Here is a 24,575-nt window from a genome sequence, read left to right as displayed (position 1 = left end):
GCTGTTTTCGAACAATTATGCCGTCCTGTCCGGTGAAAATCGCAATCTTGTCTATAGTTATTCTCAACGGGCAATGATGACCCCGCGTCTCAGTCCAGGCACCGTCATGGCGTATATGACGGGAAAGTAACAAGAAAAGGAAGAAACAGATGAATAAGACTACGATTGCAAAGACGTTTACGGCGATGATTATTGGTTCACTCTTTGTGGGCGGTTCCGCGCTGGCTGAATCTTCCATGATGGATAAAACGCAGACGTCGGCCAGCGAGGCCGGGGCAAAAATTGACAGCTCGATGCAAAAAGCTGGCGCCTGGATGGACGACAGCGGCGTCACCGCAAAAGTCAAAGCCGCGCTGGTGGATGCTGACGACATTAAAAGCAGCGATGTGTCGGTGAAAACCGAGAAAGGCGTGGTGACCCTGAGTGGCTTCGTGCCGTCGCAGGACCAGGCAGAAAAAGCCGTTGCGCTGGCGAAAAAAGTGGAAGGGGTTAAATCCGTCAGTGACAAGCTTCACGTAAAAGACAGCACCAAGGCCTCGGTCAGCGGTTATGCCGGTGATTCCGCCACAACCACCGAAATCAAAGCTAAACTGTTAGCGGATGACATTGTTCCGTCACGGAAAGTCAAAGTGGAAACCACGCACGGTGTGGTTCAGCTCTCCGGCAATGTGGACAACCAGGCGCAGGCTGATCGCGCTGAGTCGATTGCCAAAGCCATTGAAGGCGTCAAAAGCGTTAAGAACGACCTGAAAGTTAAATCGTAACCCCCCAGCTGGCGTGGTGCAGCCCGCCAGCAGGGCGCAATAACAATGATATTGTCCGGGGTGCCAAATCCCGGCAAGCAGTTTGATGCTAACTATGGTTAAGGAGAGGCTTATGTTTAGGTGGGGCATTATTTTTCTGATCATTGCGCTGATTGCTGCAGCGCTGGGCTTTGGCGGACTGGCCGGTACGGCGGCCTGGGCGGCGAAGGTCGTGTTCGTGGTCGGTATTATCCTGTTTCTGGTCAGCCTGTTTACCGGCCGTAAGCGACTCTAGTCAGACGCGGCCAGTTGGAACACCCTGCGCCGGGCGCCTCACTGAGGCGCCCGGCGTTTTCTATTATTCTCTGGTTACAAACTTCTCCGCTGGATAGCAACATCCGCTTCGATCGCCGGCGCGTGAACCGTTATCCTGCACAACCAGATTATCCGTCGCCGTAATGGAGTCCACCGTGGGAAAACGTATTCAGGTCACGCCGGGCAACATTGAGCCGCTGGCGACCCGGCCCTTTACGCCGGGAAAAATGGCGCTGGTGTGCGAAGGCGGCGGCCAGCGCGGCATCTTCACGGCCGGGGTACTGGATGAATTTCAGCAGGCGGGCTTCGACCCCTTCACCTACTATCTCGGCACCTCCGCCGGGGCGCAGAATCTCTCGGCCTTTGTGTGCGGCCAGCGCGGCTATGCGCGGCGCGTGATTACCCGCTACACCACCAATCCACTGTTTTTTAATCCGCTGCGCTTTGTGCGCGGCGGCAATCTGATTGACCTCGACTGGCTGGTGAAGGTCACCGCTAAAGAGCTGCCGCTGGCGATGCCGGGCGCGGATGCGCGCTTTAGCGCCGGCAAACAATTTTTCATGGCCGCCTGCCGCAGCGACGATTTTGCCGCGCACTACTTCGCCCCGCGGGCGGAGAACTGGCTGGACATAATTCGCGCGTCCAGCGCGATCCCGGGCTTTTACCGCCATGGGGTAGAGCTGGAGGGGAGCACGTGGCTGGACGGCGGCATCAGTGACGCCATACCGGTGCGTGAAGCGGCGCGCTTGGGGGCTAACACCCTCGTGGTGGTGCGCACCGTACCCTCGCAGATGTTCTACACGCCGCAGTGGTTTAAGCGCATGGAGCGCTGGCTCGGCGACAGCAGCTTGCAGCCGATGGTGCGCATTGTGCAGCATCACGAGAAAAGCTATCGCGATATTCAGCGTTTTATTGAAAAACCGCCGGGCAAGCTGCGGATTGTGGAAATTTTTCCGCCGAAGCCGCTGGCCAGCAGCGCGCTGGGCAGCCGCGTAGGGGCGCTGAATCAGGACTACCACCTCGGGCGGCGCTGCGGTCGCTACTTTCTTGCCACGCTGGGGCAGTGGCTCAGTGACGGCGAGCCGATCGCGCTAAAGCGTCACCGACGCAGCGTTTCACTGGCGACGCTGCGGGTGCCGACGGTCGCCGACAATGACGCCGGGCTGGATGAAGGGTCGCTGGCATGAGCCTGCGCTTCGTCGATACCCACTGCCATTTTGATTTTCCACCGTTTGTCGGTGACGAGGCGGCCAGCCTGGCACGCGCTGCCGCCGCCGGCGTGGAGCGGCTGATTGCCGTATCGGTTTCCGCCGCGCGCTTTGCGCCGGTGCTGGCGCTGGCCGCGGCCCATCCGCCGGTCTATGCCGCACTGGGCCTGCATCCCATGGCGGTAGCGGAGCATGATGATGGCAGCCTGGCGGCGCTGGAGCAGCAGCTGCGGCGCGCACCAGAGAAGCTGGTGGCCGTTGGCGAGATTGGGCTGGATAAGCTGATGGCGGATCCGCAGTTCGCGCGCCAGCAGGCGCTGCTGGATGCCCAGCTGCGGCTGGCCAGGCAGTACGATTTGCCGGTGATCCTGCACGCGCGCCGCAGCCACGATACGCTGGCGATGCACCTGCGGCGGCAGAATTTGCCACGAGGCGGCGTGGTACACGGCTTTGCCGGTAGCCTGGCCCAGGCGGAAGCCTACGTGCGCCTTGGCTATCTGATCGGCGTTGGGGGCACCATTACTTATCCCCGTGCCAACAAAACCCGGCAGGCTATCGCCCGGCTGCCGCTCAGCGCGCTGCTGCTGGAGACCGACGCGCCCGATATGCCGGTCAGCGGCTTTCAGGGGCAGCCTAATCGCCCCGAGCGCATCGTCAACGTGTTTCACGCGCTCTGCGCTCTCCGCCCTGAGCCGGCCCCGCAGATTGCGCAGCAAATACGCGCCAATACCCACCGGCTCTTCCGAATTTAGTGTGATCTGTGTCACTAAATAAGTTTTACCTTTGCTTCCAGTTGTATTTATTTGTGACATTTTTCCAGTTTCAATGCGTCCCCGCCGTTATAATCGCCGCAGTTTCGTGTTTTAGTTTGCTAAAGCACGCTTTTCTGACCGGGGGCGAATCGCGCCTTATTGATTCTGAGGAAAATTATGCAACTCATTATGGGTGTGGTGGGTATGGTGGCGCTGCTGCTGTTCGCGGTGCTGCTGTCAACAAACCGGCGGGCCATTAAGTTGCGCACCGTCGGCGGTGCGTTTCTGATTCAGGTGGCCATCGGCGCGCTGGTCCTCTACGTGCCGACCGGCCGGCGGGTGCTGCTGGCGATGTCTGAAGGGGTCGCCAACGTCATCGCCTACGGCAACCAGGGCATCTCGTTTATCTTTGGCGGGCTGGTTTCAGACAAAATGTTTGAGGTGTTTGGCGGCGGCGGCTTTGTGTTTGCTCTGCGCGTTCTGCCAGTGATTGTGTTTTTCTCCTCGCTGATTGCGGTCCTCTACTACCTCGGCATTATGCAGCTTATCATTCGCGTACTCGGCGGCGGGCTGCAAAAACTGCTGGGCACCTCGCGTACGGAATCCCTGTCGGCAACCGCGAACATTTTTGTGGGCCAGACCGAAGCGCCGCTGGTCGTACGGCCGTTTATCGCGACCATGACCCGCTCGGAGCTGTTTGCCGTGATGTGCGGCGGCCTCGCCTCGGTAGCCGGTTCGGTGCTGGCGGGCTACGCGCAGATGGGCGTACCGCTGGAGTATTTGATAGCGGCCTCCTTTATGGCGGCACCGGGCGGTCTGCTGTTTGCCAAACTGCTGCTGCCGGAAACGGAAACGCCGCACGACTCCCCGTCAGACAGCGCGCTGGCCGGGGCGGAAGACAAGCCGGCCAACGTGCTGGATGCCGCCGCCGCCGGCGCGGCGTCCGGCATGCAGCTGGCGCTGAACGTTGGCGCGATGCTGCTGGCGTTTGTGGCGCTGATTGCGCTGCTTAACGGCATTCTCTCCGGCATCGGCGGTTGGTTTGACTACCCGCAGCTGACGCTGCAGCTGATCCTCGGCTACCTGTTCGCCCCGGTGGCATTCCTGATTGGCGTGCCGTGGAACGAAGCGGTGGTGGCCGGCTCGTTTATCGGTCAGAAGCTGGTGGTGAATGAATTCGTCGCCTACCTCAATTTCGGCGAATACCTGAAGGGGGATGCCGACGTCGTGGCGGCGGGCTTGCAACCGCTGTCAGACCACACCAAAGCGATTATCTCTTTTGCCCTGTGCGGCTTTGCCAACCTGTCGTCGATTGCCATTTTGATCGGCGGCCTCGGCAGTATGGCGCCAAATCGTCGTCATGATATTGCCAGCCTGGGGATCAAGGCGGTGATTGCTGGTACGCTGTCGAACCTGATGAGCGCCACCATCGCCGGTGTCTTTCTGGCGCTGTAAGTCTGAACAATGTTAGAATAATCACAACGCCATGCGCTGTTTCCCCAGCGGCATGGCGTTTTTGTGATTAATGGTGTTGCTAAGTTCACATTGAGCAATTAAGTGTGATTTGAATCACTAAAAAATGATCTCTTTGTCATTCTTTCATGTTGTCGTGTGACTTTGAGCACAAAATAGCCATGACTGGCGATGTTACCATACGCACATCCCCCGTCTTCAAGTGGAGAGCCCCATGACTGACGTTACCGCTGCCGCCCTGCGCGCCCTGGCCCTGATGGATTTAACCACCCTCAATGACGATGACACCGATGACAGCGTGATTGCGCTCTGTCAGCAGGCAAAATCACCGGCCGGTAATACGGCCGCCGTCTGTATCTATCCGCGCTTTATTCCGGTAGCGCGCCGGACGCTGAATGAGCAGGGTACGCCTGAGATCCGTATTGCGACCGTGACCAACTTTCCCCACGGCAATGACGACGTGGCGGCGGCGCTCGCCGAGACGCGGGAAGCCATCGCGCTGGGCGCCGACGAAGTGGATGTGGTGTTTCCGTACCGTGCACTGATGGCCGGAGATGCGGAGGTCGGGTTCGCGCTGGTGAAAGCCTGTAAAGACGCCTGCGCCGACGCCAACGTCCTGCTGAAAGTGATCATCGAAACCGGCGAGCTGCAGAGCGATGCGCTGATCCGTCAGGCTTCAGAAATTGCCATTCACGCCGGCGCCGACTTCATTAAAACCTCCACCGGCAAAGTGGCGGTCAACGCCACGCCGCACGCCGCCGAACTGATGATGCGGGTGATTGCGCAGATGGGCGTAAAAGCGCGCGTAGGCTTCAAACCGGCCGGCGGCGTGCGCACTGCCGAAGACGCCGCCGCCTACCTGCAGCTGGCCGACGGTATTCTTGGCGCCGGCTGGGCCGATGCGCGGCACTTCCGTTTTGGCGCCTCCAGCCTGCTGGCCAGCCTGCTCAACGCGGCGGGCCATCACGGCGCCAGCAGCCAGTCCGGCTACTGATTTTCACCTGTTGGGCGGGGGCTGACCCGCCCGTTATCCTCACCGGGGGTATGCGTGTATCTGCCACAAGAAATCATTCGAAAAAAGCGTGACGGCCAGGCGCTCAGCGAAGACGAAATCCGCTTTTTCATTAACGGCGTTCGTGACAATACCGTCAGCGAAGGCCAGATCGCCGCGCTGGCGATGACCATCTTCTTTCACGATATGACCCTCGCGGAGCGCGTGGCGCTGACCCTGGCGATGCGCGATTCCGGCAGCGTGCTGGAGTGGCGCTCGCTGGGGCTGAACGGTCCGGTGGTGGATAAGCACTCTACCGGCGGCGTCGGCGATGTGACGTCGCTGATGCTGGGGCCGATGGTGGCCGCCTGCGGCGGCTACGTGCCGATGATTTCCGGCCGCGGTCTCGGTCACACCGGCGGTACGCTGGATAAGCTGGAGGCGATCCCCGGTTTTGATATCTTCCCGAACGACGCCCGCTTCCGGCAGATGATCCGCCAGGTCGGCGTGGCGATCATCGGCCAGACCAATTCGCTGGCACCGGCCGATAAGCGTTTTTACGCCACCCGTGACATCACCGCGACCGTCGACTCGATCCCGCTGATCACTGCCTCGATCCTGGCGAAAAAGCTGGCGGAAGGGCTGGATGCGCTGGTGATGGATGTCAAGGTGGGGTCGGGAGCGTTTATGCCCACGCTGTCGCTGTCGCTGGCGCTGGCTGAATCCATCGTCGGCGTGGCCAACGGAGCGGGGTGTCAAACCACCGCGCTGCTGACCGACATGAATCAGGTACTGGCCTCCAGCGCCGGTAACGCGCTGGAGGTGCGCGAGGCGGTACGGTTTCTCACCGGCGAGCAGCGCAACCCGCGCCTGCTGGAGGTGACGCTGGCGCTGTGCAGCGAAATGCTGATCTCCGGCGGGCTGGCCGGCAGCGATGCCGAGGCGCGCAGTCAGCTGCAGGCGGTACTGGACAACGGCCGGGCGGCCGAGGTATTCGCGCAGATGGTGGCGGCACAACGCGGCCCAGCGGACTTTATTGAGCGTATGGACAGCTACCTGCCGGCGCCGATGCTGAGCAAAGCAGTATATGCCGACGCGCCGGGCATCATCACCGCGATGGATACCCGCGCGCTGGGCATGGCGGTGGTCGCGTTAGGCGGTGGACGCCAGCGCGCCAGCGATCCGCTCGACTACAGCGTGGGGCTGAGTGAGATGGTTCAGCTCGGCGATGCCGTGGATGGACAGCGCCCGCTGGCGATCATTCACGCCGCCAGTGAAAGCCAGTGGCAGGCCGCGGCGCAGGCGGTGCGTCAGGCCATCGTACTCGGCGACCGCGCCCCGGCGCCCACCCCGGTAGTGTATCGCCGGATTGCCGGTTAACCGCGGCTAAACCGCCCGACGACAGGCGGTAACGCGCCGGGTTTGCGGTATACTACTCTGATCGCATTTTTGCAGTAACCACACGGGAGCGTGACATGAAACGTGTATTTATGATGGTGCTGGACTCCTTCGGGATTGGTTACAGCGCCGACGCCGACAAGTTCGGCGACCGCGGCGCAGACACGCTGGGCCACATTGCGCAGGCCTGCGCTAACGGTGAGGCCGATAAGGGACGCCAGGGCGCGCTGCATCTGCCGAATCTGACGGCGCTGGGACTGGGCAAAGCGGCTGAAGCTTCCAGCGGCCGGTTTCCGCCGGGGCTGGATAAAGATGCCAATATCATTGGCGCATACGCCTATGCGAAGGAGCTCTCCTCCGGCAAAGATACGCCGTCAGGACACTGGGAGATTGCCGGCGTACCGGTACTGTTTGACTGGGGTTACTTTACCGACCAGGAAAACAGCTTCCCGCAGGCGCTGCTGGACAAACTGGTGGCGCGCGCCGGGCTGCCGGGCTATCTGGGTAACTGCCATGCTTCCGGCACGGTGATCCTGGACCGCCTTGGTGAAGAGCACATGCAAAGCGGTAAACCGATTTTCTATACTTCGGCGGATTCGGTGTTCCAGATCGCTTGTCATGAAGAGACCTTCGGCCTCGATCGTCTGTATGCACTCTGCGATATCGCCCGCGAAGAGCTGACCGAAGGCGGCTACAACATCGGTCGCGTGATTGCCCGGCCGTTCGTCGGCGATAAGCCGGGCCGCTTTGAGCGCACCGGTAATCGCCATGATCTGGCCGTCGAGCCGCCGTCACCCACGGTGCTGAAAAAGCTGGTGGACGAGCGCGGTGGCGAAGTGATTTCGGTGGGCAAAATCGCCGATATTTATGCCCATGTTGGCATCACCAAAAAAGTGAAAGCCACCGGGCTGGATGCGCTGTTTGACGCCACCCTGGCCGAGATGCGCAGCGCGCCGGATAACGCCATCGTTTTCACCAACTTCGTCAACTTTGACTCCGACTGGGGACACCGTCGCGACGTGGCCGGCTATGCCGGCGGGCTGGAGCTGTTCGACCGCCGCCTGCCGGAGCTGATGGCGGAAGTGAAAGAGGGCGACATTCTGATCCTCACCGCTGACCACGGCTGCGATCCGACCTGGCACGGCACGGAACACACCCGCGAGCACATACCGGTACTGATTTACGGACCGGGCGTACAACCGGGCTTCCTCGGTGCGCGTGACACCTTTGCCGACATTGGCCAGACCGTCGCGCGCTACTTTGGCCTGTCCGATATGGAATATGGCAAATCAATGCTGTAAAACAGCATCCGCACAGGTGACCGGGGCTGCCCGCCCCGGCAAAATGAAAAAGGATAGAACATGGCAACGCCACATATTAATGCAGAGATGGGTGATTTCGCGGACGTGGTGCTGATGCCCGGCGATCCGCTGCGTGCGAAACACATTGCGGAAACCTTTCTGGACAACGTGCGTGAAGTGAACAACGTGCGCGGCATGCTCGGTTACACCGGCACCTATAAAGGCCGGGCGATTTCAGTGATGGGCCACGGCATGGGCATTCCCTCCTGCTCCATCTATACCAAAGAGCTGATCACCGATTTTGGCGTGAAGAAAATCATTCGCGTTGGCTCCTGCGGCGCGGTGCGCGCGGACGTTAAGCTGCGCGACGTGGTCATCGGACTGGGCGCCTGCACCGACTCCAAAGTCAACCGCCTGCGTTTTAAGGATAACGACTTTGCGGCGATCGCCGATTTCGAGATGGTGCGTCACGCGGTGGACGCGGCGAAAGCGCTGGGCGTGGAGGCCCGCGTGGGCAATATTTTCTCCGCCGATCTGTTCTACACGCCGGATCCGCAGATGTTTGACGTGATGGAGAAGTACGGCATCCTGGGCGTGGAAATGGAAGCGGCGGGTATCTACGGCGTGGCGGCGGAGTTTGGTGCCAAAGCCCTGACTATCTGCACCGTCTCCGACCACATCCGCACCCACGAACAAACCACCGCGGCGGAGCGGCAGACCACGTTTAATGACATGATTAAGATTGCGCTGGAGTCGGTCCTGCTGGGCGACAACGCGTAATGCGCAGCGAGGCTGGCGCCCGCCAGCCTCGCTTGCTGTCTGCCCATCAGGCGTCAATCGCAGTGATTTGACAGCTTCAGCTGATTAACGTCAAACACACTGTCATCCGCGGCCGAGAACACGGCCAGCCCGGTCACTTTTTTCTGCGGCTTCAGGTTGCCTTTCGTCAGTTTATCCTCGATGCGCGCGACCGGAAATTCCCGGCCGTCGTGTGCGTAGCCGCGTAGGCAGACGGTGCGCAAATCGATGGTTTCCGGGGTCAGATTCTCCAGCGTCACTTCAAAGGTGGTGCCGAAGTTATTGAGATCGCCGGATGAGCGGGAGGTTTTGGCTTTTTCGGTGGCATAAACTGTCAGCACCTGCGGATCGGCGGCAAAGACGCTGCCGGCGCTGGCAAGGCCCGCCGTGGCCAGCAGGATCGCGATCAGAGAGTTCCGTTGCATAAATAGCTCCTTAATGACTGGATTGGACACAGGACGCTGCTGCGCCTGACCAGGCTTTAAGATGCGGCGGAAAATGTCGGGTGTATAGCACCAGACGGGCTATCGGCAAAAAACAGCTCTATTTGTCCGTTTTTTTATCCGTGGCCGCGTTATCAACGCCAGCGGGACCGTCGCCGTCATGCTCTTCCTTCACCGGGTGATTAGCCGTCAGCAAAAACGGCGATTGTTGCCAGCGGGTGCGCTGTCCGCGCAGCAGCGTGCGGGTGAGAATAATGCCGATTGCCAGCGCCAGCAGCATCATCAGGCGCAGGATATTGGTGGTGTTATCCACCTGCTGCGCCTCGGTGGCCAGCACGTGCGTATCCAGCGTCAGGCGCAGAAATCCGCCGGGCGCCTCCGGCGCGTCGAGCGGCTCAACGATTTGGTAATTAAAATAGCTACCGGCGCGCTTGCCATCCAGCGCCAGCCGATCGCGAACGTTAATCCGTTCACCACTGTGGGCAATCAGCGCGCCGCTGCCGTCATAGATGCTGGCGTCGAGAATGCGGCTGTTGTTGGTCAGATTATCCAGTGAGGCCTGGATGCGCGGCTGATTATCGTCGACGTTTTCCATGAGCGGGGTCAGGCTAAAGGCCATCTGCTTCGCCAGCGTATGGGCCAGCTCATCGACCTGAGCGTGGCGAGCCATCTGATGACCAAGGCTGAACCAGGAGGCGCCCTGCATCAGCAGCACCACCAGCGCCAGGCAAAACAGCACGATCACCGTTCGGTGCAGACGAAATTTTAAGCGCGACCCGACCATCCTAACCCTTATTTATTGCCCGCCAGACTGCTGTTTATGTTGCCAGAAGCGAGGCAGACAAGGTAGCCTCTTGCGTGGTTAAAATGTCCCTACAGGAGCTGTAATGCCAAATCGTCTGACCTGGTGCGATCTGCCGCTTGATGTCTCTCTCTGGCCCGGATTGCCTCTCTCACTGAGCGGTGATGAAGTGATGCCACTCGATTACCGAGCGGGCCGCAGCGGCTGGCTGCTGTATGGACACGATCTGAATAAAGAGCGCCTGACCGCCTACCAGCACCAGCTGGGCGCGGCGATGGTGATTGTCAGCGCGTGGAACGTGGATGAGTATCAGGTGGTACGCCTGGCCGGCTCATTAACCCCGCGGGCGACAAAGCTGGCGCACGAATCGGGACTGGACGTGGCGCCGCTGGGTAAAATTCCCCACCTGAAAAGCCCGGGACTGCTGGTGATGGACATGGACTCCACCGCCATCCAAATGGAGTGTATTGATGAAATTGCCCGGCTGGCCGGCTGCGGCGAGCGCGTTGCCGAGGTCACCGAGCGGGCGATGCGCGGCGAACTGGACTTTGCCGCCAGCCTGCGCGAGCGCGTCGCGACCCTGAAAGGGGCCGACGGCAATATTTTGCGCGAGGTGCGAGAGGCGCTGCCGCTGATGCCGGGCCTGCGCGTGCTGGTACAAAAACTGCAGGCGCTGGGTTGGAAAGTGGCTATCGCCTCCGGCGGTTTCACCTATTTCGCCGACTATCTGCGCGATACCCTGCACCTTGACGCCGCCTATGCCAATGCGCTGGAGATGCGCGACGGTAAGCTAACCGGCAGCGTCATCGGCACCGTGGTCGATGCGCGCTTTAAAGCCACGGTGCTGCGCGAGCTGGCCGAAAAATACCAGATCCCGCCGGAGCAAACCGTGGCCATTGGCGATGGTGCTAACGATCTGCCGATGATCGCGGCGGCGGGGCTGGGCATCGCCTATCACGCCAAGCCGACGGTAAACGAACAGAGTGAAGTGATGATTCGCCATGCCGATCTGATGGGGGTGCTGTGCATCCTGACTGGCAGTCTGGTTCATGAAGAGCGATAAGGGGTCAGTTTGGCTAAAGCGGTAAAGCGCGCGTTTGTATGCAATGAGTGCGGCGCAGATTATCCCCGCTGGCAGGGACAGTGCAGCGCCTGCCACGCCTGGAACACCATTACCGAGGTGCGCCTCGCGGCGTCGCCGACGGTGGCGCGCAACGAGCGACTCGCCGGCTATGCCGGCAGTGCCGGCGTCGCCAAAGTCCAGAAACTTTCCGAGATCAGCCTCGAGGCGCTGCCGCGCTTTAGCACCGGGTTCAAAGAGTTCGACCGGGTGCTGGGCGGCGGTGTGGTGCCCGGTAGCGCCATTCTGATTGGCGGCAGCCCCGGCGCCGGAAAAAGTACCCTGCTGCTGCAAACCCTGTGCAAACTGGCCGCCGGGATGAAAACCCTCTACGTCACTGGCGAAGAGTCGCTGCAGCAGGTGGCGATGCGCGCCCACCGGCTCGGCCTGCCTACCGAGAATCTGAACATGCTGTCGGAAACCAGCATTGAGCAAATTTGTCAGATTGCCGAGGATGAGCAGCCGAAGCTGATGGTGATCGACTCCATTCAGGTCATGCATATGGCCGATATTCAATCCTCACCCGGCAGCGTGGCACAGGTGCGTGAAACCGCGGCTTACCTGACGCGCTTTGCGAAAACCCGCGGCGTGGCCATCATCATGGTGGGACACGTGACCAAAGACGGTTCGCTGGCCGGCCCGAAGGTACTGGAGCACTGTATTGACTGTTCGGTGCTGCTGGACGGCGACGCCGACTCCCGCTTTCGCACCCTGCGCAGCCATAAAAACCGCTTCGGCGCGGTGAATGAGCTGGGAGTATTTGCCATGACCGAACAGGGGCTGCGTGAAGTCAGCAACCCGTCGGCCATCTTTCTGAGCCGCGGCGAAGAGGTGACCTCTGGCAGCGTGGTGATGGTAATCTGGGAGGGCACGCGGCCGCTGCTGGTGGAAATTCAGGCGCTGGTGGATCAGTCGCTGATGGGCAACCCGCGCCGCGTGGCGGTAGGGCTGGAGCAGAACCGCCTGGCGATCCTGCTGGCGGTGCTGCACCGCCACGGTGGCCTGCAAATGGCCGATCAGGACGTGTTTGTTAACGTAGTGGGCGGGGTTAAAGTCAGCGAAACCAGCGCCGACCTGGCGCTGATGCTGTCGATGGTCTCCAGCCTGCGCGATCGGCCACTGCCGCCGGATCTGGTGGTGTTTGGCGAAGTGGGGCTGGCGGGGGAGATCCGTCCGGTGCCCAGCGGCCAGGAGCGCATCACCGAGGCGGCCAAACACGGCTTTCGCCGCGCCATTGTGCCGGCGCAAAACGTGCCGAAAAAAGTGCCGGACAACATGAAAGTCTACGGTGTGAAAAAACTGGCTGACGCGCTGAGTATTTTAGACGACCTATAATAGCTGACGGGCCGTGCGGCCCGCACCCTTATGCAGGAGGCAGACCATGTCGTCATTTGAGTATCTGAAAACCGCGATTCGCCAACAGGGCTGCACGCTGCAGCAGGTGGCTGAAGCCAGCGGCATGACCAAGGGCTATCTCAGCCAGCTGCTCAACGCTAAAATTAAGAGCCCCAGCGCGCAAAAGCTGGAGGCCCTGCACCGCTTTCTCGGTCTGGAGTTTCCCCGCCGTGAAAAGAAAATCGGCGTGGTATTTGGCAAATTCTATCCGCTGCACACCGGGCATATCTACCTGATTCAGCGCGCCTGCAGTCAGGTTGATGAGCTGCACGTGGTGATGGGCTACGACGAACCGCGCGACCGGCGGCTGTTTGAAGACAGCGCCATGTCACAGCAGCCGACGGTCAGCGATCGCCTGCGCTGGCTACTGCAAACCTTTAAATATCAGAAAAATATTCGCATTCACGCGTTCAATGAAGAGGGGATGGAGCCCTATCCGCACGGCTGGGACGTCTGGAGCGAGGGCGTCAAAGCCTTTATGGCCAGTCAGGGTATCGATCCTGGCTATCTCTACACCAGCGAAGAGCAGGATGCGCCGCGCTTTCTCGAGCACCTTGGCATTGACGTGCGGGTGATCGATCCGAAGCGATCCTTCATGAATATCAGCGGCGGGCAGATTCGTCAGGATCCATTCCGCTACTGGGAATATATTCCGACCGAGGTAAAGCCGTTTTTTGTGCGCACGGTAGCCATTCTCGGCGGCGAATCCAGCGGCAAATCGACGCTGGTCAATAAGTTGGCCAATATCTTTAATACTACCAGCGCCTGGGAGTATGGCCGCGACTACGTCTTTTCCCATCTTGGCGGCGATGAAATGGCCCTGCAGTACTCCGACTACGACAAAATTGCGCTTGGCCAGGCGCAGTACATCGACTTTGCCGTTAAATACGCCAATAAAATTGCCTTTATTGATACCGATTTTGTCACTACTCAGGCGTTCTGCAAAAAGTATGAAGGCCGCGAGCATCCGTTTGTTCAGGCGCTGATTGCGGAATACCGCTTTGATCTGGTCATACTGCTGGAGAATAACGTTCCGTGGGTAGCCGACGGCCTGCGCAGCCTCGGCAGTTCGGTCGATCGTAAAGCGTTTCAGACGCTGCTTATCTCCCTGCTGAACGCCAATGGTATCGACTATGTCCACGTAGAAGAAGATGACTACGACACGCGTTTTTTACGCTGCGTCGAGGTGGTAAAAGCGCGTTTATTTTTGTAATGCCCTGCTGGCGCAGAGATCGTCTGCGCCGCGCTCCCCCGTGATGCCAGACCCACCATCGCCAACGCGCCCCGTACCGGCGGCGCTGTGGGTGATGCCCCGATTAATCATCTAAGTTAATAATTAAATTTAAACGTCGAAATTTTGCGAAAAGTGCATTTTTATCGATATTTAAAAATAACTTTTATATATTATGCGATATAAAAGATCAATATCGTACCAAAACGGGTCCTGAGATTGAGCGCGAACGGGAAACGGCCTAAGATCCCTTTTCGACAGATAATTATCAGGATATGTTATGGAAAACATACGCATTATTATCAAACCGTTAACGCTCGCGGTTTCACTGAGTGTGGCCGGGCAGGTGCTGGCCGTTGGGAACGGAAATATCGTCAGCGGCTCGGGTAATATTACGCAAAATGCAAATAATACCGTCATTCAGCAGCACAGCGACAAAATGATTATCCAGTGGGATAACATGAACGTAGCGAAAAACGAATCGCTAAACTTTAAGCAAAACAGTGTTAATTCCGCGGTGCTGAATAAGATCGGCAGTCTCGATCCTACCCTGATTCAGGGCGCGCTTAATGCCAACGGTAAGGTGTTTATTGTTAACCCTAATGGCGTGCTGATTGGCAACGGTGCCAAAATCAATGTCGGTAGTCTGATCGCTTCCTCACTGGAGATTGGCAACGACGATTTTATAAAAGGAAACAACCGATTTCACGGCGGCGGTAAAGGCAAGGTCAGCAATGACGGGGAGATCGTCAGCGGCCAGTCCACGGCGCTGATTGGCGCGGCGGAAGTGGCTAACAGCGGGCGGATTACCGCCGAGCATGGCGACATTCATCTCGCGTCCGGCGGCGATATTACCCTCTCTTTCCCGGCGCTGGGCAAAATGCGCGTGCGCATCAATCAGGGAAGCTTGCAGGCGCTGATTAATCACGGCGGACTGGCGGTATCCAGGGATGGCAACGTCATGCTCACCGCCTGGGCCACCGATAAACTCACCCGCGGGGTGATCAATAGCACTGGCGTGCTGGAAGCGAACGATATGCGCTTTGTCGGCGACGGCAGCGTTCTGCTGAGTAGCCAGGGCCAGGGGCTCGTCAATGCCGGTGGCCACATGACCACCCGCGGTCTTGGTTCGGTTGAGGTCAGCGGTGAAGCCATCAACGTGGCAGACGGGGCGGTCTTCAACGGTCCCGGCAACACCACGCTGACCACGACCAAAGCGAACAGCTATGTGCAGACAGGTAACGCCACCTTCGGGTCCGGCGCCACCACGATACTTGCTGACAACGTACTGACCGGCCCGCACGGGCACGATGCGCGTTTCAGCGGTGAGGTGACCGTTGTGTCCCGTTCGACGAACCACGATGTGGCGCTGGCGGCCAGCGACGTCAGCGGCCCGCAAGGGATCCGCGCCGGTCAAAATGTCCTGAGCAGCGGGCTGGTCGATGCGGTAGCCCACAGCCAGCAGCGGCTGGTGGTGCGCAGTAATGACGGCAACATAAATGTTAATCGCGCCGGACAGTCGTATGGCGATCTGGTGTTGGATTCCCGCGGCGGTACCATCCAGGTCAATCAGGCGATGCAGGCGAAATCCCTGGTGCTGTCGGCGCAGCAGGTGAAACAGGCGGCGGGGGCGCACATCCGCGGGCAGGATGACGTCACGGTCAGCACGCGGGGGGATTACCAGCAGACGGCGGACATCCGCGCCGGTGGTGATGTCAGAATCAACAGCGGTGGCAAGCTGTCACAGCAGGCGGGCGTAACGACGCAGGCGGCAAAAAATGTCTATTATTCCAGCCGTCAGGCGGAGCTGCAGGGGCACACGCAGGCGCAGACCGTAGCGCTGGACGTGCGGGACACGACCACGCAGGGACGCACCGCGTCGCTGCAGGCCGGCGATCTGCAGCTGACCGGCGGTGCTTATGATCTTTCGCAGGGCCGCAACGCGGCGGATCGCATCAGGGTGACGGCGGATACGCTGAATCTGACTACGACCGGCGACACCGAGCTGCAATCGCGTAGTCGGGTAAAAAACGATCTGACGCTGACCAGCGGCGGCGATCTCACCCTTCACGATCTCAGCGTGCAGGGGGATACGCAGATCCGTGCGCAAAAAGAGGTACGCCTGAACGGGATGCTGAACGGTCAGCAGGCGGTGGATATCCGCGCGCAGGACATCCGCCAGTCGCCGCAGAGCGCTAACGCCGGCGGCGGCATCCGGGCAAATAAGGCCATCACGCTTAGCGCCGATCGGCAGATCGACGTCACTACCCTCAGCAGCAGCGCGGAGGTTGCGCTGCGCGCCGGTCAGGACGTCAAGGCCGGCATTGCGGCGCGCAGTGCGACCGTGAACGCCGGTGGTAACGTCCTGCTGAACGGCGCCACGCTGCGTGACGATATGCAGGTGGTGGCGGGCAAAGACATGGTGTTTAACGGCGCCCTGACGGCCGGTCGCGATGTCACCATCGCCGCCAGTAATATCCGCGATCGGACCGTATCCTGGTCGGGAGCCCCGACGGTATCATCCGGACGGCACACCACGCTCAGCGCGAACAATACGCTGCAGGTTAACGCGGTGCGGGCCGGCACCTTTAGCCATAATTCTCCCGATCCCCAGCGCTCCCGACTGGTAATGAACGGCAAGACCATCGCGGTAGATCGCTACGCAGCGGCCTATGAAGTGGAGCAAAACGGCCGCGTAATCGCGCGCTCACCTGAGGCCACGGGCGTCAGCAACAGCGCCGCCGGTGTGCCGTCCGATCCCGCACAGCCGCCGCGCCCGGGAGAGGATACACCGCCGACCAAGCCTACACCGCCGGCCACGCCGGGCTTTCCGTTTGAGCATGAGCCGGTAGGGCAAAAGGCTTTTCTGGAGTTTCTGACCGTGCCGGCGCAGCGGCAGTGGTTTAACTCCGAGGCGGGGCAGCGCTGGTATTACGCCGCTGAACGCCGCGGCCAGTTCCGCTCCCGCGTCTGATGTCACGATGCATCCAGACCCTCAGCCATCCGGCTGAGGGTTTTTTCTTACCGGAATACTGAACACCTGATGAAGATGCCACGCTTAACGACACCGGGTCTGGCGGCGTTGCTGGCGCTGTGTTGCCTGCACTTTTCGCCGCTGACGCCGGCGGCCCCCACGCCGGCGCCCCCCTCGCTGAGTGGTCAACTGCTGCAAACCAACCCGATGCTGCACAATCGCCTGTCTCCGGTGCGCGGCGAAGAAGAAAAATTGCCGGCACCGGCGGAGCCGCCGCTGGCGGAGAGCCGCTCCGATCTGCCGGCGCTATGGGTGCGCACGATCCGCGTACTGCACGTGCCGGAGGCGGCAAAATCGGCGGTTTCCGCCTGCGTGGCGCCGTTTGCCGGGCGTCGGATGAGCTTAAGCGCCCTCCAGCATCTGGCGGTGACGCTGACCGCGGTGCTGCAGCAGCAGGGCGAGCGGCTAAGCTACGCTTACCTGCCGGACCAGCGCGTGGTCGACAATACGGTCGTGTTTGACATCATTCACGGCCATATTGAGCGCGCGCGAGTGGCCCGCAACGCCTCTTTGCTGAGTGATCGCACGCTGCGCGGCTATCTCGGTGCGGGCGATGCCGACGGACGCGCCATCGGCGACTGGGAAGCGATGATGACCCGCCTGGCTGACCTCCCCGGCGTCGGCGAGGTCTCCTCGTATCTGACTCCGGGCGATCGGCCCGGCGGCAGTGTGCTTAACCTCAAGCTGGCAGCGGCGCCGCGCGTAGAGGGCGCGCTGGTCATGGATAATCTGGGCTCCCTTGCCAGCGGCCGCAACCGGCTGGGCGGACAGCTGACGATCAACAGCCCGGCCGGCTGGGGAGACCGGCTGCAGGCGCTCGCCTGGCTGGCGCCGGATTTTCTGCAAATCGACCACCGCAGCGATCGGGGTAACACGCTGATCGGCCGCCTCGCCTGGGATCTGCCGGTTACCGCAAACGGCAGCCGGCTGGGGATGGCCGCTTCGCGGGTGAGCTACCGGCTCGGCGGCCCGGTACTGCACGGGCTGGGGGATGGCTTTGCCGATATCCTGTCGCTGTATGCCAGTTCGCCGCTGCGCAGCGGCGAACGCGCCCGGCTGACGCTGGGGGGCAACCTCGATATCAAGCGCATGATGGATCGCTTCTGGGGAATGGAAAACAGGCGCCGCGCACCGGTAGCGGGACTCCAGCTGGCGGGCGATTTCCAGGGCGCGCTGCTGGGGCGCCCGTGGCGCATCCAGCTGCAGCTGGCGCCGGCGATCGGGCGCCTGAGCAACCGCGACGAGTGGAATGGCGCCGCCACCCGCGGCCGCTTTCTGAAGCTAATGGAAACCCTGAATCTGCTGCAGGCGCTGACGCCGGGGATCAATCTGGCGCTCAGCGTCAGCGGCCAGCAGGCCAGTAAAAATCTGGACGGCGCGGAAAAGCTCTCTCTGGGTGGGGCTTACGCGGTACGTGCCTACGGCAACTCGGCGGCCAGCGCCGACAGCGGAATCATTGTGTCGCCGTCGATCAGCGCACCCATTCCGCTGCTGGCCAATGCGCGCGTCGAGCTGTTTTATGACTACGGCCGGGGTAAGCTGCAGAAGTTTGCGCCGCAGAAGCAAACGGTGATCATGAAAGGCTACGGGATCGGGGTCAGCTGGCAGTTTCATCCGCGGGCGTTTATCAATGCCAGCTACGCCTGGCGGCAGGGGAGCGATCCGCGGCTGGGGCCGCAGAACAAGGCCAGCGGCTGGGTGACCGCTGGCCTGCAATTCTGAGGCGCGCGGGCGAACCGGCGCCCGCGCAGAAGGGATTTATTTGATCATCCGCTTGTACTTGATGCGCTTCGGCTGCAGGGCTTCGGCGCCCAGCGTGCGCTTCTTATACTCTTCGTACTCGGTAAAGTTCCCTTCAAAAAACTCCACCTTACCTTCGTCCTGGTAATCCAGGATGTGGGTGGCGATGCGGTCGAGGAACCAGCGGTCGTGCGAGATAACCATCGCGCAGCCCGGGAACTCCAGCAGGGCGTTTTCCAGTGCGCGCAGCGTTTCGATATCAAGGTCGTTGGTGGGTTCATCAAGCAGCAGCATGTTGCCGCCAACCTGCAACAGCTTGGCCAGATGCAGACGTCCGCGCTCACCGCCGGAGAGTTCGCCGACGCGTTTGCCCTGATCGGTGCCCTTAAAGTTAAAGCGGCCGACGTAGGCGCGGCTCGGCATTTCGGTGGTGCCAATGCGCATAATGTCCTGACCGCCGGAGACCTCTTCCCACACGGTTTTGCTGTTATCCATCGCGTCGCGGAACTGATCGACGGAGGCCAGGGTAACGGTATCACCCAGCACGATCTCACCGGCATCGGGCTGTTCCTGACCGGACATCATGCGGAACAGGGTCGATTTACCGGCGCCGTTCGGGCCGATGATGCCGACAATGGCGCCCTTCGGCACGGAGAAGGAGAGGTCGTCAATCAGCACGCGATCGCCGTAGGATTTGCGCAGGCCGCTCACTTCAACCACTTTGTCACCGAGGCGCGGGCCCGGTGGAATAAACAGTTCGTTGGTTTCGTTACGCTTCTGGTATTCGCTGCTGTTCAGCTCTTCAAAGCGCGCCAGACGGGCCTTGCCTTTAGACTGACGGCCTTTGGTCCCCTGGCGCACCCACTCCAGCTCTTTCTCAATTGACTTGCGGCGGGCCGCTTCGGCAGACGCTTCCTGCGCCAGACGCTGATCTTTCTGCTCCAGCCAGGAGGAGTAGTTGCCCTCCCAGGGAATGCCCTCGCCGCGATCCAGCTCGAGGATCCAGCCCGCCACGTTATCGAGGAAATAGCGGTCGTGGGTAATGGCAACCACGGTGCCTTCGAAATCATGCAGGAAGCGCTCCAGCCAGGCCACCGACTCGGCATCGAGGTGGTTGGTCGGTTCGTCGAGCAACAGCATGTCCGGCTTTTCCAGCAGCAGGCGACAAATAGCGACGCGGCGGCGCTCCCCCCCGGAGAGGTTAGCGATTTTGGCATCCCAGTCCGGCAGACGCAGCGCATCGGCGGCGCGCTCCAGCTGGGTATTCAGGTTATGACCGTCGTGGGCCTGGATAATCTCTTCCAGCTTGCCCTGCTCGGCGGCCAGCTTATCAAAATCGGCATCCGGATCGGCATACAGCGCGTAAACTTCATCCAGACGCTGCAGCGCGCCTACCACCTCCGCGACCGCTTCCTCAACGGATTCGCGCACGGTGTGTTCCGGATTCAGCTGCGGCTCCTGCGGCAGGTAGCCTATCTTGATTCCCGGCTGCGGACGCGCTTCCCCTTCGATATCCGTATCGATCCCGGCCATGATGCGCAGCAGGGTCGATTTACCCGCGCCGTTCAGGCCCAGCACGCCAATTTTGGCGCCGGGAAAGAAACTGAGGGAGATGTTTTTCAGGATATGACGCTTCGGCGGAACCACTTTGCCGACGCGGTGCATACTATAGACGAATTGAGCCACGATACTTTGCGCCTTATGGTCTTGTTTCAGGATTGGAGCGAGATGCTCACGCAGGGGACAAGTTTAGCCGTTTTTCGCGGCCAATCACAGTCAGTGCGCGCTGGAATCTGCGTTTTGTCCCGCAGCGTGCCCAGCCGGTTGCGGACGGCGAAAGCGGGCGATAACCGCCGTTGCGCCAGATAAACTGAAAAAATCGCTAAAATGCCCGTTACGGTGAGGCTGCCATACGCGCCGCGATTAACGCTAATAGCTAACCAATTGAATATAATAGTTATTAACGGGCGCCCCCCGCCCGGGAACGGTGATGCTTTTTTGCGATGCATGCCGGCTGCGGCGGGGTTTTTAGCGCACGGCCGGCCCGGATATTGTGCCAAAATACCGGTTAGGCTGGGCTGTCAGGCTGAGGGAAACGTTATCGCCTTCGCGCGACGCAGTGGCCATCTCTGTGAGGTCAGCACCCAAAATTAATCATTGGTGTCGAAGCGCTCTCAGGTTAGGGTTGTGGGCCGGGACCAGCGGAGGAGTGAAACCATGAGCACGCCGGGTGGGATGCCCCTTCACCGAGCTTTTGCCGCCAACGTGCGCGGCAGAGATTTTTTTTGTGGCGATATCCACGGATCGATGGCCGAACTGACCCGCGCGTTGGCGCACGTCCACTTTAACCCCGCTGACGATCGCCTGTTCTGCGTGGGTGATATCATCGATCGCGGTGAGGACTCCGCCGCCTGCATCCACCTCTGCGAGACCGGCTGGTTTTTTTCCGTGCTGGGCAATCACGAAGAGATGCTCCTTAAGGTGCGGCAGCAGCAGCAGCCGTTTGACCGCTGGCAGCGCAACGGCGGCGGCTGGTGGCAACATACCCCCCCCGATGAGCAGGCGCGGCTGGCGCACACGCTGATTCAGCACCTGAGCCTGACGCTTACTGTTGAAACGGCAGCAGGCGCCATCGGCGTGGTTCACGCCGGCTATCCTTTTTCGCGCTGGCCCCTTGCTACAGCGGACGCCGTCGATACCGCCTCGGTGGATACGCTACTGTGGGACAGAACGGTACTCCGTCAGAATCTCTGCCGGCACGTTGCCGGTGCGCGGCTGCTGATTTCCGGGCACACGGTACTGCCGGCACCGCGCTTACTCGGCAATCATCTGTTTATTGATACCGGCTGCGGATACTCTCCCGATGATGAGGTGTCCGCACCGCGGCTCACCCTGTGTGAAATCGTGGCCGGCAACACGCTGCGCTTTTACTGCGCGGACGCGCCGGGCGACCGGACCATGCCGCTTCCCTGAACGTCAGGGCGCAGAGTGGATAATCCCCGTTTCATCCAGAGCGGTCGGTAAATCACGCGACGCGTGAATAGTCATCGCCGTCATTGCGCGGATCCTCCTCCGGACACGTCTCGTCATGTCGCCGGCGACGTCGTTTTTTTATTCTTTTTTTATCGTTATCGCGCGCGATAGCGGGTGTTCCCCCTCGCGGCGGCGTGCGATCGCGCCGTCCTGTACGCCGACCGCCAGCGGGCATCGCGAGACTGCCGCGATCGCTGTCGCCAGCGCGTTCTCTTTTCTCATTAACTCTTTTTTTTTATTTCGTTCCTTTTCCCCAGCCGCTGCGGCCTTGCCGTCAGCGGTATGGCTGAGGATACTGGCCGCCGGGGAGAGGCGCGCGTTGCCGGATAATGTATCCCCTTCTCACTGCGCCACGGAATGCACTCGCTATCTCTATATTTTATCTGACTCACGGGGAGGCATCATTATGGCCGGAAAGTGTTATATTCGCATCGTCGACACGGACGCCTATTTTGTTATCGGTTTAAAAAGCCTGATTCAGTCTATCTTTCCCACCACCCTGTTTCACTCACTGGGGCTGACCCGGGTGAAGCGCGATGCGGATTGTCTTTTTTTTATGCCGGGAAAATCCCCTGCCGCCGGCAGCGACGGTGGTAAAGCGCGGGACATTGTGGTCGCGCTGCGCGAACCGCTGGGACAAACCGGAGGCGAACTGTATCCGCGCTTCCGCGGCCGGGATATATTTTATTTATCCCGATCCGATGATCTGTTTGTGTTTAGCGCGGCGCTCAAATCGCTGATTGGCCCGGATACGGACGAAATTATTTTTCTTGAGCCGGACGGGCCGCTCAATAGCCGCGAACGGGAACTGATGTATTTACTCGGCATCAACTCCTGCGGTAAACGCGCAGCCCGGGCGATGGGCATCAGCGAAAAAACAGTCAGCAGCTATAAGCGTAACGCGATGCGCAAGCTTAATTTCATGACGAATGTCGAGCTATACAAATATATTCTTGAGCATTATACCGTCGTTTAATACCCGACCTGTCTTATCGTCACTCCGGGGCGTTGCATCACGCACATGCGCGGGATAGGGAACGCTGTTGCTATTTTTTTCACCGGCTGCGGCTGGCTTACACACGGGAGAGGGCGTTATGACCGCATCTGAAAGTCGCGAGGAGGTGATCGCGGCCATTGAGCAGCGCGCCGCAGAAATTCTGCGCCACCCAAAAATCGATACGGCACTTCTGTCTCACTTTTACCTGTTAGTGACGCTTTGTAAGAGCAAACCGCTGTATTTCAAAACGCTGTTTAAAACCCACCGCTTTTTACTGTGCCTGATTCTGCTGCACCGGTTTCACACCTCGTCGACGCCGTCGATCAAAGGTCTCAAGGCACACTGTCTGCGGCTGGGCCTGGTCAGTAAAAACACGGTCGATGCCTTTATCGGTTTTCTGCACGCCGGAAAGCGTCTACAGCTGACGCCGGATGCGGACGATCGCCGCTGTCTGCAATTCGCCATCACCGCGAAGGCGCAGGCCGAAACCGCCGAGCTGCTGCTGTCGCTGATCGCGCCTTTCGGCACGCTGTTTCCCGACAGCCAGCTCTTGCAGGGAATCGGCGACGGTGATTTTGTGGCGCGCTTTTTTACGCGCTACGCCCGGGTGCTGCGGCACGACATCTTTATCAAGGATCTGCTCAGTGCCGGGCAGAGCCTGCTCAGCCGCGATGCCGGTCACATGATGCTGTTTTATGTGTTCAGCGAAGCCGTGCGCGCGCCGCGCGCGCCGCTGCTGATTAACTATCAGCAGGCCGCCTCGGTGTGCGGCGTGTCGCGCGCGCACCTGCGCCGCTTTCTGGCCGCCTGTCGCGCAGAGGGGCTGCTGCATACCGACGCGGATACCCGCGGCATCGTCCTGTCCGCGCGCTTTCTGACGCTGGTACGCCGCTATTTTGCGCTGTATCTGGCATCAATGGAGGTGGCGTTTAGCGCTGACGAGGCGCTGCCTGCCGGACGCTGGCGCACCAATTGTGCCAATCGTGCCGCGCCCGTGCCGCTACAGTAAAGGCGGCACCGCGTGATGTGCCGTTATTTGATGGCGTCAGGGAGCGTATCGATGAAAACGTTAGGATTACTGGGCGGCATGAGCTGGGAAAGTTCTGCCCACTATTATCGCATTATCAATCAGCAGGTGATGGCGCGGCTGGGGGCGCCGCATTCGGCAACATGCCTGCTGTGGTCGATGGATTTTGCCGAAATTGAAACGCTGCAGCACGCGGGGGAATGGTCGGCGCTGAGCGTCAAACTGGTGGCGGCGGCGCAAAAACTGGCGCTGGCGGGCGCAGAAGGATTGGTGATTTGCACCAACACCATGCACCGCATGGCCGATGAGATCGCCGCCGGCAGCGGCCTGCCGCTAATACACATTGCCGACGCGACGGGACAGGCCGTCCGCGAGGCCGGCCTGCACACCGTCGGGCTGCTCGGCACCGCCTTCACCATGGAGCAGGCGTTTTACATCGGGCGCCTGCGTGAACGTTTCGGCCTGCAGGTGCTGGTACCGGATGCGCCAGGACGTCAGCGGGTGCATGACATTATCTATCAGGAGCTGGTTTCGGGCGTGGTCCTGGCGCGCTCGCGAGAAGTCTACCAGAAAGAGATTGCCGCGCTGATCGCCCGCGGTGCGCAGGGCATTATCCTGGGCTGCACTGAGATTATGCTGCTGATCGGCCAGCAGGACTCGCCGGTGCCGGTGTTTGACACCACGGCCCTTCACGCTCACGCCGCGGTTGACTGGATGCTGGCACCCTGACGCTCTCAACGCGGTGATAGCCGGTTGGCGCTCATCATCAGCAGA

The 24,575-nt window shown here is 60.4% G+C and carries 21 protein-coding genes; 18 read left to right on the top strand and 3 right to left on the bottom strand.

The genetic code is table 11. The features are described from left to right. The first annotated feature begins 149 nt into the window (after positions 1-149). From osmY to deoD, 9 genes are all read left to right on the top strand, one after another. Positions 150-764, top strand: a complete 615-nt coding sequence (gene osmY, locus BS626_RS12105) for a molecular chaperone OsmY (protein ID WP_075182664.1) — start codon at positions 150-152, stop codon at positions 762-764. Between the two features lie 112 nt (positions 765-876). Beyond that, on the top strand, positions 877-1,038 hold the full coding sequence (locus BS626_RS12100; RefSeq protein WP_017493275.1) for a DUF1328 domain-containing protein: 162 nt from the start codon (positions 877-879) through the stop codon (positions 1,036-1,038). A 175-nt stretch (positions 1,039-1,213) separates the two neighbouring features. Next, positions 1,214-2,245, top strand: coding sequence for a patatin family protein (locus tag BS626_RS12095; RefSeq protein WP_075182663.1), 1,032 nt, complete (start codon positions 1,214-1,216; stop codon positions 2,243-2,245). Continuing rightward, complete coding sequence (locus BS626_RS12090; RefSeq protein WP_075182662.1) at positions 2,242-3,018, top strand: TatD family hydrolase; 777 nt, start codon at positions 2,242-2,244, stop codon at positions 3,016-3,018. Before BS626_RS12095 ends, BS626_RS12090 begins: the two co-directional genes overlap by 4 nt. A 177-nt stretch (positions 3,019-3,195) precedes the next feature. After that, a complete protein-coding gene (locus tag BS626_RS12085) occupies positions 3,196-4,473 on the top strand; it encodes a NupC/NupG family nucleoside CNT transporter (protein ID WP_075182661.1) in 1,278 nt (425 codons plus the stop codon). 232 nt (positions 4,474-4,705) lie between these two features. Then, a complete protein-coding gene (gene deoC, locus BS626_RS12080) occupies positions 4,706-5,485 on the top strand; it encodes a deoxyribose-phosphate aldolase (protein ID WP_075182660.1) in 780 nt (259 codons plus the stop codon). Positions 5,486-5,539: 54 nt separating this feature from the next. After that, complete coding sequence (deoA, locus tag BS626_RS12075) at positions 5,540-6,862, top strand: thymidine phosphorylase (protein WP_075182659.1); 1,323 nt, start codon at positions 5,540-5,542, stop codon at positions 6,860-6,862. 95 nt (positions 6,863-6,957) lie between these two features. Then, positions 6,958-8,181: a phosphopentomutase gene (gene deoB, locus BS626_RS12070; RefSeq protein ID WP_075182658.1), complete on the top strand. Its 1,224-nt coding sequence runs from the start codon at positions 6,958-6,960 to the stop codon at positions 8,179-8,181. 60 nt (positions 8,182-8,241) lie between these two features. Then, complete coding sequence (gene deoD / locus BS626_RS12065) at positions 8,242-8,961, top strand: purine-nucleoside phosphorylase (RefSeq protein ID WP_075182657.1); 720 nt, start codon at positions 8,242-8,244, stop codon at positions 8,959-8,961. Positions 8,962-9,014: 53 nt separating this feature from the next. On the opposite strand, the gene BS626_RS12060 is transcribed toward deoD, so the two are convergent. Both BS626_RS12060 and BS626_RS12055 read right to left on the bottom strand, forming a co-directional pair. Further along, entirely contained in the window at positions 9,015-9,404 is a 390-nt protein-coding gene (locus tag BS626_RS12060; protein WP_075182656.1) for a DUF4354 family protein, read from the bottom strand. A gap of 118 nt (positions 9,405-9,522) precedes the next feature. Next, positions 9,523-10,206, bottom strand: coding sequence for a YtjB family periplasmic protein (locus BS626_RS12055; protein WP_075182655.1), 684 nt, complete (start codon positions 10,204-10,206; stop codon positions 9,523-9,525). Positions 10,207-10,309: 103 nt separating this feature from the next. On the opposite strand from BS626_RS12055, the gene serB reads away from it, so the two are divergent. The 5 genes from serB (at position 10,310) to BS626_RS12030 (ending at position 18,726) form a co-directional block, all read left to right on the top strand. Further along, entirely contained in the window at positions 10,310-11,287 is a 978-nt protein-coding gene (gene serB / locus BS626_RS12050; RefSeq protein WP_075182654.1) for a phosphoserine phosphatase, read from the top strand. 9 nt (positions 11,288-11,296) lie between these two features. Beyond that, the gene (gene radA, locus BS626_RS12045; protein ID WP_075182653.1) at positions 11,297-12,679 is read left to right on the top strand and encodes a DNA repair protein RadA; all 1,383 of its coding nucleotides are present in this window, start codon (positions 11,297-11,299) and stop codon (positions 12,677-12,679) included. A gap of 46 nt (positions 12,680-12,725) precedes the next feature. Next, on the top strand, positions 12,726-13,952 hold the full coding sequence (nadR, locus tag BS626_RS12040; protein WP_075182652.1) for a multifunctional transcriptional regulator/nicotinamide-nucleotide adenylyltransferase/ribosylnicotinamide kinase NadR: 1,227 nt from the start codon (positions 12,726-12,728) through the stop codon (positions 13,950-13,952). A gap of 298 nt (positions 13,953-14,250) precedes the next feature. After that, positions 14,251-16,944, top strand: coding sequence for a filamentous hemagglutinin N-terminal domain-containing protein (locus tag BS626_RS12035; RefSeq protein WP_075182651.1), 2,694 nt, complete (start codon positions 14,251-14,253; stop codon positions 16,942-16,944). A 69-nt stretch (positions 16,945-17,013) separates the two neighbouring features. Continuing rightward, positions 17,014-18,726 carry a ShlB/FhaC/HecB family hemolysin secretion/activation protein gene (locus BS626_RS12030; protein ID WP_075182650.1) on the top strand — a complete coding sequence of 571 codons (1,713 nt, stop codon included), beginning with the start codon at positions 17,014-17,016 and terminating at the stop codon, positions 18,724-18,726. 36 nt (positions 18,727-18,762) lie between these two features. On the opposite strand, the gene ettA is transcribed toward BS626_RS12030, so the two are convergent. Then, positions 18,763-20,430 (bottom strand): energy-dependent translational throttle protein EttA, encoded by a 1,668-nt coding sequence (gene ettA, locus BS626_RS12025; RefSeq protein WP_075182649.1) that lies wholly within the window; start codon positions 20,428-20,430, stop codon positions 18,763-18,765. 531 nt (positions 20,431-20,961) lie between these two features. On the opposite strand from ettA, the gene BS626_RS12020 reads away from it, so the two are divergent. The 4 genes from BS626_RS12020 to BS626_RS12005 all read left to right on the top strand — a co-directional run bounded on the left by BS626_RS12020 (position 20,962) and on the right by BS626_RS12005 (position 24,530). Next, on the top strand, positions 20,962-21,717 hold the full coding sequence (locus BS626_RS12020) for a metallophosphoesterase (protein WP_075182648.1): 756 nt from the start codon (positions 20,962-20,964) through the stop codon (positions 21,715-21,717). A gap of 466 nt (positions 21,718-22,183) precedes the next feature. Continuing rightward, positions 22,184-22,753, top strand: a complete 570-nt coding sequence (locus BS626_RS18630) for a LuxR C-terminal-related transcriptional regulator (RefSeq protein ID WP_075182647.1) — start codon at positions 22,184-22,186, stop codon at positions 22,751-22,753. Positions 22,754-22,871: 118 nt separating this feature from the next. Beyond that, positions 22,872-23,783: a hypothetical protein gene (locus BS626_RS12010; protein ID WP_075182646.1), complete on the top strand. Its 912-nt coding sequence runs from the start codon at positions 22,872-22,874 to the stop codon at positions 23,781-23,783. A gap of 51 nt (positions 23,784-23,834) precedes the next feature. Further along, positions 23,835-24,530 (top strand): aspartate/glutamate racemase family protein, encoded by a 696-nt coding sequence (locus tag BS626_RS12005; RefSeq protein ID WP_075182645.1) that lies wholly within the window; start codon positions 23,835-23,837, stop codon positions 24,528-24,530. Positions 24,531-24,575: the final 45 nt, after the last annotated feature.

It is taken from the genome of Pantoea sp. 1.19 (assembly GCF_001922585.1).
GTDB lineage: Bacteria > Pseudomonadota > Gammaproteobacteria > Enterobacterales > Enterobacteriaceae > 1-19.
The sequence above is the reverse complement of the archived record's forward strand: the minus strand, read 5'-3'. Positions and strand labels throughout refer to the sequence as shown.

Coding starts and splice junctions, on each gene's coding strand:
- BS626_RS12055 (WP_075182655.1), bottom strand. CDS start 10,206: ATGGTCGGGTCGCGCTTAAAATTTCGTCTGCACCGAACGGTGATCGTG.
- serB (WP_075182654.1), top strand. CDS start 10,310: ATGCCAAATCGTCTGACCTGGTGCGATCTGCCGCTTGATGTCTCTCTC.
- BS626_RS12060 (WP_075182656.1), bottom strand. CDS start 9,404: ATGCAACGGAACTCTCTGATCGCGATCCTGCTGGCCACGGCGGGCCTT.
- BS626_RS12100 (WP_017493275.1), top strand. CDS start 877: ATGTTTAGGTGGGGCATTATTTTTCTGATCATTGCGCTGATTGCTGCA.
- BS626_RS12020 (WP_075182648.1), top strand. CDS start 20,962: ATGAGCACGCCGGGTGGGATGCCCCTTCACCGAGCTTTTGCCGCCAAC.
- deoB (WP_075182658.1), top strand. CDS start 6,958: ATGAAACGTGTATTTATGATGGTGCTGGACTCCTTCGGGATTGGTTAC.
- deoD (WP_075182657.1), top strand. CDS start 8,242: ATGGCAACGCCACATATTAATGCAGAGATGGGTGATTTCGCGGACGTG.
- BS626_RS12030 (WP_075182650.1), top strand. CDS start 17,014: ATGAAGATGCCACGCTTAACGACACCGGGTCTGGCGGCGTTGCTGGCG.
- deoC (WP_075182660.1), top strand. CDS start 4,706: ATGACTGACGTTACCGCTGCCGCCCTGCGCGCCCTGGCCCTGATGGAT.
- BS626_RS12010 (WP_075182646.1), top strand. CDS start 22,872: ATGACCGCATCTGAAAGTCGCGAGGAGGTGATCGCGGCCATTGAGCAG.
- BS626_RS12085 (WP_075182661.1), top strand. CDS start 3,196: ATGCAACTCATTATGGGTGTGGTGGGTATGGTGGCGCTGCTGCTGTTC.
- BS626_RS12005 (WP_075182645.1), top strand. CDS start 23,835: ATGAAAACGTTAGGATTACTGGGCGGCATGAGCTGGGAAAGTTCTGCC.
- nadR (WP_075182652.1), top strand. CDS start 12,726: ATGTCGTCATTTGAGTATCTGAAAACCGCGATTCGCCAACAGGGCTGC.
- osmY (WP_075182664.1), top strand. CDS start 150: ATGAATAAGACTACGATTGCAAAGACGTTTACGGCGATGATTATTGGT.
- BS626_RS12035 (WP_075182651.1), top strand. CDS start 14,251: ATGGAAAACATACGCATTATTATCAAACCGTTAACGCTCGCGGTTTCA.
- BS626_RS12090 (WP_075182662.1), top strand. CDS start 2,242: ATGAGCCTGCGCTTCGTCGATACCCACTGCCATTTTGATTTTCCACCG.
- BS626_RS18630 (WP_075182647.1), top strand. CDS start 22,184: ATGGCCGGAAAGTGTTATATTCGCATCGTCGACACGGACGCCTATTTT.